We start from the raw sequence: 7,137 nt of genomic DNA on the forward strand, positions 1-7,137 counted from the left end.
GGGCGACGTAGCCGAACGGGCCGGTGGACACGCCGAAGGTGAGTCCACCGTCGTCGAGCTGGTCAACGGCGGTGTACTGCGCGAGGTGCGCGGCCACGCGACGGCCCAGCAGGGTGCCGACGACGCCCACCGAGAAGGAGGGCTGCGCGGCGGGCTCCGGCAGGAACAGCGGCAGCACGCGCTCCACGGCGGCGACCGGCCCGGTGACCGACAGGTTGCACGCCGGGTTCGCGCCCACGAGCGTCACCGTGTACCGAACCCCCGCGCTGTCCCACGCGACGACGTGGCTGTTCGGCTGGGCGCCGATCGGGTTGACCGTCGCCGCGCCCTGGGCGCGGACCGCGCTGCCGATCAGGGTCAGGTGCCTCAGCCGCAACTGCTCGGCATCGGCGGGCCGGTGGGCGTACGCGACGGCGGCGGCGTCGTCCAGGAGCGGCAGGACGAGTCGCAGGGTCTCGCGCGCCACGGGCTCCGGCGCCATCCGGTCCAGGGTGAGGTCCGGCTCGTACGGCTCGCGGTCGTCGAGCTGCCACGCGACCTCGGTACGCCACGGGTGCTCGGCGAGGACGAGCGCGCCGGGCCGCCCGGACTGGATGAGGCGAGCGGCGGGGCGGGTCGTCCACCAGGCCGCGTACGGGGCGGCCGTCCACGCGGCGCCGTCGCGGTGCGGAAGGCGTTCGGCGACACGCTGGGCGAGTGCCGGCGCGGCGGTCGTGGGTGCGGTGGGAGTTGCCATCAGGCGGTTCCTTCGGGTCTTCCGGCGTTGCTCTCGCCGGGGAGTGGACCGGCAGGGGGCGGCTTGCGTCGCCCCCTGCCGCAAGGGGTGACCTACTTCTGGAGAGCCCTTTCGAAGCAGGCCATGACGTTGGGCGCCGTGCAGCCGGGCGGGCACGGCAACGGCGACAGGCTGCTGAGGAGCGCGCGGACATTGTTGGTGCCCTCAGCCGTGCGCTGGACGGGCCCGTGGTCCGACGGGCACGTGAGGACGGCGCGCAGCACCTTCCCGGAGCGAGCCCCGATGACGACGTGCCCCGTCGCGCTGTGCGGGCCGCGCCCGGCCAGGTGCAGCACATGCCGGGACTTGCCGGTCTGCCAGGTCAGGTGCAGCTCCCTGGAGGCGGCCAAGTCGACGATGCCGAGCGAGTACGCCGTGAGCCCGTCCGGGGCCACCGGCTTCGGAGCGGCGAGGGTGCGCATCTCCATGACGTCGCCATCGAGGCTGATGGTCAGCGTGTCGTGACCGTCGCGCTGCGCCCGGACCAGATCCGAATGCAGGGACGTACCGCTCTCCGGGTCGTGCAGCGGGATCGCGTCGATGACCCGGGAGTCCCTGCCGAGGATGCTGGACGCGTCGTCGCCGCCAGGCCCGTAGCCTTCGGCGAACGCATCGCAAGGCGCGCCCGCGTGGGTGGAGTTCCCCGTCAGGTACGTGCCGCTGCTGTCCCGCACCCACCACAACGCGGCGTGAATCTCCTCCCCGTTCTGGCACTGGTCGTACGTGGAGCGCAGCGTGTTGCGCGGGGCAAGAACCGAGTGTGTGGCAACAGCGACGACCTCATTGAGGGCGAACCTCAGCGTGAACATGGGGTGTTGGGCCTTTCGGTTCGGGTCTGTTGGCCCGGTTGCTCTCCGGGCTGATGGGACGGGGCGCGCCGGGGAAGGCGCGCCCCGCGAGGAAGGGCGTCAGAACCAGGAGCGGATGACGCGCGGGCTCTCCGAGTAGCACTCGGTGGCGACCTTGTAGAAGTCGGCGTCCGGGTCGTCGAGAAGCGTGAGCGCCGCGTTCACGACCAAGTTGTCCAAGTCGTCGGGGCAGGTGCGCCGCTCGCGTCCGGCGGCGAGGTCGACGCCGTTGTTCACGGCCAGCGAGACCTGCTCGCGCGTGTACTGCGGCTCGTCGTCGTCAGCAGCCACGACGTCGCCAGTCGGCGCGTAGTGCCGGTTCTTCACTTCGCCCCATCGCGCGGACGGCTGGTCGAGAAGTGTCATGACGGCGGTGACCGCCCAGGCGAACCGGTCGGCGTAGCTGGACACGTGCGCCTCGTCGGCGGCCAGGGTCACACCGTCATTGATGGCCGTACGGACCTGGGCGCGGGAGTACAGCTTGGTGGGCCCGTTCTCGGTGGACACCGCGATGTCACCAGGGTGCAGGGCACTTAGGTCGACGTCGACGACCTGGATACGGCCGTCTTCGGAGCAGTCGACGATGGTCATGGGGCTTCCCTCTCGGTTCGGGTCTGTCCGGCCCGGTTGCTCTCCGGGCCGTGGGCCCCGGCCGGGTGGCCGGGGCAGGGGTGCGGCTCAGGTGGCGCTGTCGTCCTCGTTCTGCCAGCACTGCTCGCACAGGTCGGTCTCCGTGCACTCCGGCCGGGTCTGGCCGCTGGGGCACTTCTCCGCCTCTCGGCGGGTGCGGACGGCTTCGGCGACGAGCGCGGCGAGCGCAGGCAGGCCGTCAGTGATCACCGCGTCGGTGAAGAACTCGCGGCTGCTGCTGTCCGCCAGGTACAGGTCGCCGTCTTCGTCGATGCCGAGGCTGTAGATCGTCGTCGCGTCGTCCTCCTGGATGGAGGCGCCGACTCCCCAGGACAGGGACTCCGCCTGCCAGGTGGGGCCGAGGATCTGCACGGCGGCACGGCCGATGTCGGAGACGCTGATCGGGTACTCGGTGCCCGGCTCGGGGTGGTAGCGGCCGTGATCGTCGTACGGGAGGGACCTGGCGTGCGTCTTCTCGAACGCCACGATGGCGATCAGCACGGTGTCGACGGCCAGCCGACGGAACGACCGGCGGCGGGTCATGGCGGCCGTGCACACGGTCGCCACGGCGTCGCTGAGCTGGTCAGCGGTCTCGTTCCAGCTCGGGGTGTGGCTGCGGGCGGACGCGTACTCCCGCATCGCAGTGAGGCGCACGGCGAGGAGGGGCGCCATGCGGCGGCCGAAGGCGCAGTAGGCGCCGTACGCGGCGCGGGCCTCGGGGGCGAGCGGGGTGATGGCGTTCATCGGGGTGGTGCCTTTCGGGTCTGGCCGGTTGCTCTCCGGCCGAGGAGGGGCGCACCGAGTGGTGCGCCCCGGTCAGGGGTGGTCAGTGCTGGGCGGCGGGGCCCTGGATGGCCGGGCAGTCGTAGCCCCAGCAGCCGCAGACCATCGCGTCGCCCCAGGTCTGGCCCTTGCCGCACTCGCAGACGGCCCACTCACGGACGGTGAACCGCAGGTTGGAGCTGCCGCAGGCGATGCACCGGACGTGCTGCTCGGCTGGCTCCGGCGTCGGCTCGGGGGTGGGCTGGTTGCACGGGCGGGCGTTGTCGACGCGGACCTCTCCGGCGAGCTTCATCAAGTCGCGCTGGAGGGTGAGCGCGCTGGGGAGCCACGCGTCCGTGGCGGCCTCACTGGTGGCCTGTGAGAGCTGTTCATGGACGAGGGTGAGCCGGTGCCGAAGGTCGGTCTCCCGCTTGGCGAGCCCGGGGGAGACCGGGGCGAGCGGGGCGAGCATCGGCAACGCGACGCCGGTGAGAGGGGCGTTGATGTAGTCCGTGAAGTTCGCCGGGAAGCGGGTGTCGGGGTGGAACACCGCCAACTCGCGGGCGTCGCTCAGCGCCTCAACCGCGTCCCTGGGACGGTTTCGCTCGAACGCTTCGGCCACGCGGTCGAGATGGGAGGCAATGACGTGGAGCACGGCCATGGTGGGCGCCGGGCCGAAGCGGTCGCGGGCGACGGTGGCGGTGATACGGGCGCGCAGTGCGGCGGCCTCTGCGGGGGCAAGCGTGGCGCGGGGGACGATGTTGTTCATCGGGTGCGTCTCCGGAGTCTCAGGGGCCGGGGCGCGGCGGGCAGAAGGGCCGCGCCCCGGCGCTTGCGGGAAGGTCAGGCGGCGACGAGGGCGGCGCGGATGGCCTTGTACTCCGGCTTGCGCGGCTTGTAGTTCGCGACGATCTGGGCGACCTGTTCGGCGGTGTAGCGGTAGACCGTCATGGCGTGGCGAGCGCGGCCGTTGAAGCTGCGACGGATGCGGGCGGCGCGGCCCCGGATGCCTGCCTTGCGGGCCTGGGTGCGAAGCGCGTCGGCTGCGCCGGACACGACGTCGAGCGCAGCGCCGGTGGCGATGATGTGGGTGGTGAGTGACCGGGGGCCGGTGCGGACGCGGCGGGCGGCGGTCGCGGCGGCGCGGCGGGAGCGGGCCTCCGCGCGGTTGGCACGGGCACGGTCGCGGATGACGGCGGTGGCGCGGCGGGAGTTGGCGGAAGCCATGAGGGGCACCCTTCGGTTCGGGTCTTGTTGGCGGTTGCTCTCCGCCAACACTTCAAATAGTACAGCACGCGTCGCATCGGGTCCACTCCGGGATCGGTGGACGATCGCGAGTTACCCAAGTGAGCCGGTGATTTAGCGGGGCGGGTGGGCTCGTCCGGGTGTGTGCGTCACCGTTATGTGACGTGCGCTGTACTCGGGGTTGGGTTAGAACAGGCTGTCGGCCTGCGGCTGCTCGCGCTGCGGGGCGCGGCGGGCTGTGGTCTGGCGGTCGGGTATCTCGTCGCCGAACAAGGCGGCCGTGCCGTACGCGTCCGGGGTGGCCGGCACACGGGCCCCGGCCCGCGCGGTGGTCTTGTCGACGAGTGCGAGCGGCGCGGACTCGTCGAAGTCGGCGCGCCTCATCTGCCTCCAGTCGCGGCCCGTCACCGGCCCTCCCCCGTCTTCTCCGTGGCGTTCAGGTCGATCACGGTCGTCTGGCCGTCCTCGCCCTGCACCTCCAGTTCCGGCGGCCACCCGTCGGTGGCGTAGCTCTTGAGCTGTTCGTACGCGAGGCGCGCGGCCTCCTCCGGGCTGCTCGCCTCGAAGTCGGCAGACCACATCACGCCGTACGTGCGCACCGGCGGCTCCTCGGCGGCGGCCTGGGCACTCGCCACGACGTCGGCGGGGATCACGGCCACCGGACGGTTGCGCAGGACGATGACGCACGGCTCGTCGTCCTCGGAGGGAGCCAGGCACAGGAAGCGCCAGCCGACGTCCGCGACGCGGCTGTGTTCCTGGAGCGTCCAGGCGTGCATGTCGTCGCACTCCTCGCACTCCTCGCACGGGCAGGTGCTCATGGTGTGCGGGTCGGCGGGGAACGGCTCGGGGACGTGCTCGGTCGGGCGGACGCCGGTCCCGTCGGAGAACTGGGCGACCACGAGGTCACCGGCCTTCACCTCATGGGCGCGGACGGCGACGACGTCGTCGAGCGTGAGCCCGTGCGGCAGGGGCGAGAAGTCGTCGGTGGTCGGCCGGTCGGTGAGGGTGAGGGCGTCGGAGCTGTCGGAAAGGGGCAGGGTGCGCATGGTGGGGCCTTCCGGGTCTCGGAGTGGGGCAGAGGAGTCGGCGGACGTGCCGCTCGCGGTGATCGCTCCACCTGAGCGGCGGAGCCGACCGCTCACATCGCTTCCTCTTCGTCGGCCTCGTGGCTGCTGTACGGGTACGGGCTGTTCGGGTCGTCCAGGAAGGCGAGTAGGGCCCCCGTGAAGAGTCGCCGGTCGCCTTGGTGGCTGAAGTCGAAGTAGGAGCGCAGGCAGTCGAAGGCGTCGTTGGCGGCCTGCTCGACGCGCTCACGGCTGTAGGGCTTCTCGGGAACCTGGGCCGCGCCGTGCGCCGCCCAGCGGGCGGGGATGACCACGAGCAGTTCGTCGGCGTTGTTGACCTGGCACACCGGGTCCAGGTCCTCGCGCGGCCAGACGGTGAGCGCGATCGGGTTGGTGAGGTAGGTGAAGGGGTCGGCGCGGCGCTGGCTGCACAGCTCGCACGGGCACGCGGGATCGACCGGGCGCGGCCGGGCGGCGTACGGGATGCAGCCGTACGGCAGGTAGCTGACCCCAGCGGCGTGGCCGGGGTCCTCGCCGTAGACCTCGCCGAGCACCACGTCACCGTGCTGGACGCGGTCGGCGCGGACGATGCGCACGGCGGCCGGGTCGAAGTCGTACGGCTGCGCCCCGGCGGGCGGTCAGTGGTGCTCGCGCCACTCGGCGTCGAGGGCGCGCAGCGCGGCAGTGAACTCCGGGGAGCCGGGCTCCTCTTCGAGGTCGCGCACTTGGGCGCGTCCGTCGGGGTTGCCGACACGAGAGCCGCCCGGGTTGGTCCAGCCGTACGCCGGGCGACTGGCTACCGTCACGCACAGATCGGTGGCGGCGCCCGCGTCCTTGCACTCGGCGGGGACGATGCGGGTGCCGCAGGCGCGATTGCCCATGGTGCGGCAGTCCCAGCCGCTCTCGTCCTCGTCGATCCGGCCGTCGTGGTTGTCGTCGCCGCTCGCGTCGGCACGGCCGTCGGTGAACCCGTGGCTGTGCGTGGTGACGGTCGCCGTGCTGTTGGCGGGCCGGTCGGTGTCGGTGAGGACGGCGGCGAGCCCGAGGGTGGCGGTGGCCAGTCCAGCGGCGAAGAGCGCCGCAGGGCGGCGAGGGTGACGAAGCGGCATGCGCATGGGGAAGTCCCTTTCGGTTCGGGTCTGTTGGCCCGGTTGCTCTCCGGGCCGGTGGTGCGGTCGGAACGCTACACACCTTGAGAGGGAAAGTACAGTGCGCGTCGTTTCAGGAGTGAGACCCGCGCATAAAAGTGCATGTCAGAAGGTTTTATGCGTCCCACTTCCCAACGTAGCGACGCCTGCTGTACTATTTAGGTGTTGGCGGAACACCCCGCCGCGCAGCCCGGAGAGCAACCGGGCGCAGACCCGAACCGAAAAGGGACACCCATGCCCGTCACGCTCGACAAGACCCCCCGCGCCTTCACCGTCCTCATGCAGGGCGGCACCGTGCACGGCATCGTCCTCACGCCCTCCACCGAGTGGGAGCGCGGACTGCTCTGGCACGAAGCGTTCTGGGGCGCCTGCCTCGACATGTACGACGTGACCGCAGTCGACCGCTACGACGCCCAGACCCAGGCCGTCGCAATCCACGACCGCGAAACCGCGATCGAGGACTACATGGACCGCATCGGCGTCGACTACGACGTCGCACGCGTCATCTACCAGGACTGCCGCGTCTGGGCCCGAGCACTCGGCGCCGACGGCCGCGCCTCCTGGCTCGCCCACGGCCTCAAGTCCTACATGCCGCTCAAGCACTTCGCGCTCATCGAGGTCATGCGCGAGCACCGCGAGCCCACTACCGACTGACCCACCCGCAC

General features: G+C 71.5%; 11 protein-coding genes. 1 reads left to right on the forward strand and 10 read right to left on the reverse strand.

Annotated elements, in window-relative coordinates:
* From AC31A1_RS43090 to AC31A1_RS43135, 10 genes are all read right to left on the reverse strand, one after another.
* The coding region (locus tag AC31A1_RS43090; protein ID WP_489658532.1) for a hypothetical protein at window positions 1–736 on the reverse strand (736 nt) is incomplete at its 3' end.
* Window positions 737–828: 92 nt separating this feature from the next.
* Complete coding sequence (locus tag AC31A1_RS43095) at window positions 829–1,584, reverse strand: hypothetical protein (protein WP_489658533.1); 756 nt, start codon at window positions 1,582–1,584, stop codon at window positions 829–831.
* Window positions 1,585–1,683: 99 nt separating this feature from the next.
* Window positions 1,684–2,214 carry a hypothetical protein gene (locus AC31A1_RS43100; protein WP_489658534.1) on the reverse strand — a complete coding sequence of 177 codons (531 nt, stop codon included), beginning with the start codon at window positions 2,212–2,214 and terminating at the stop codon, window positions 1,684–1,686.
* Window positions 2,215–2,301: 87 nt separating this feature from the next.
* A complete protein-coding gene (locus tag AC31A1_RS43105) occupies window positions 2,302–2,997 on the reverse strand; it encodes a hypothetical protein (RefSeq protein WP_489658535.1) in 696 nt (231 codons plus the stop codon).
* A gap of 82 nt (window positions 2,998–3,079) precedes the next feature.
* The gene (locus AC31A1_RS43110) at window positions 3,080–3,784 is read right to left on the reverse strand and encodes a hypothetical protein (RefSeq protein ID WP_489658536.1); all 705 of its coding nucleotides are present in this window, start codon (window positions 3,782–3,784) and stop codon (window positions 3,080–3,082) included.
* A 74-nt stretch (window positions 3,785–3,858) separates the two neighbouring features.
* The gene (locus tag AC31A1_RS43115) at window positions 3,859–4,242 is read right to left on the reverse strand and encodes a hypothetical protein (protein ID WP_489658537.1); all 384 of its coding nucleotides are present in this window, start codon (window positions 4,240–4,242) and stop codon (window positions 3,859–3,861) included.
* 204 nt (window positions 4,243–4,446) lie between these two features.
* On the reverse strand, window positions 4,447–4,644 hold the full coding sequence (locus tag AC31A1_RS43120) for a hypothetical protein (protein ID WP_489658538.1): 198 nt from the start codon (window positions 4,642–4,644) through the stop codon (window positions 4,447–4,449).
* A 20-nt stretch (window positions 4,645–4,664) separates the two neighbouring features.
* Window positions 4,665–5,306: a hypothetical protein gene (locus tag AC31A1_RS43125; protein ID WP_489658539.1), complete on the reverse strand. Its 642-nt coding sequence runs from the start codon at window positions 5,304–5,306 to the stop codon at window positions 4,665–4,667.
* Window positions 5,307–5,398: 92 nt separating this feature from the next.
* Window positions 5,399–5,920 carry a hypothetical protein gene (locus AC31A1_RS43130; RefSeq protein WP_489658540.1) on the reverse strand — a complete coding sequence of 174 codons (522 nt, stop codon included), beginning with the start codon at window positions 5,918–5,920 and terminating at the stop codon, window positions 5,399–5,401.
* A gap of 42 nt (window positions 5,921–5,962) precedes the next feature.
* On the reverse strand, window positions 5,963–6,439 hold the full coding sequence (locus AC31A1_RS43135; RefSeq protein WP_489658541.1) for a hypothetical protein: 477 nt from the start codon (window positions 6,437–6,439) through the stop codon (window positions 5,963–5,965).
* A gap of 267 nt (window positions 6,440–6,706) precedes the next feature.
* Between AC31A1_RS43135 and AC31A1_RS43140 the strand changes: the two genes are divergently transcribed.
* Window positions 6,707–7,126 carry a hypothetical protein gene (locus AC31A1_RS43140; protein ID WP_489658542.1) on the forward strand — a complete coding sequence of 140 codons (420 nt, stop codon included), beginning with the start codon at window positions 6,707–6,709 and terminating at the stop codon, window positions 7,124–7,126.
* Window positions 7,127–7,137: the final 11 nt, after the last annotated feature.

The sequence above is a fragment of the Streptomyces sp. P5F9 genome, from assembly GCF_057961495.1.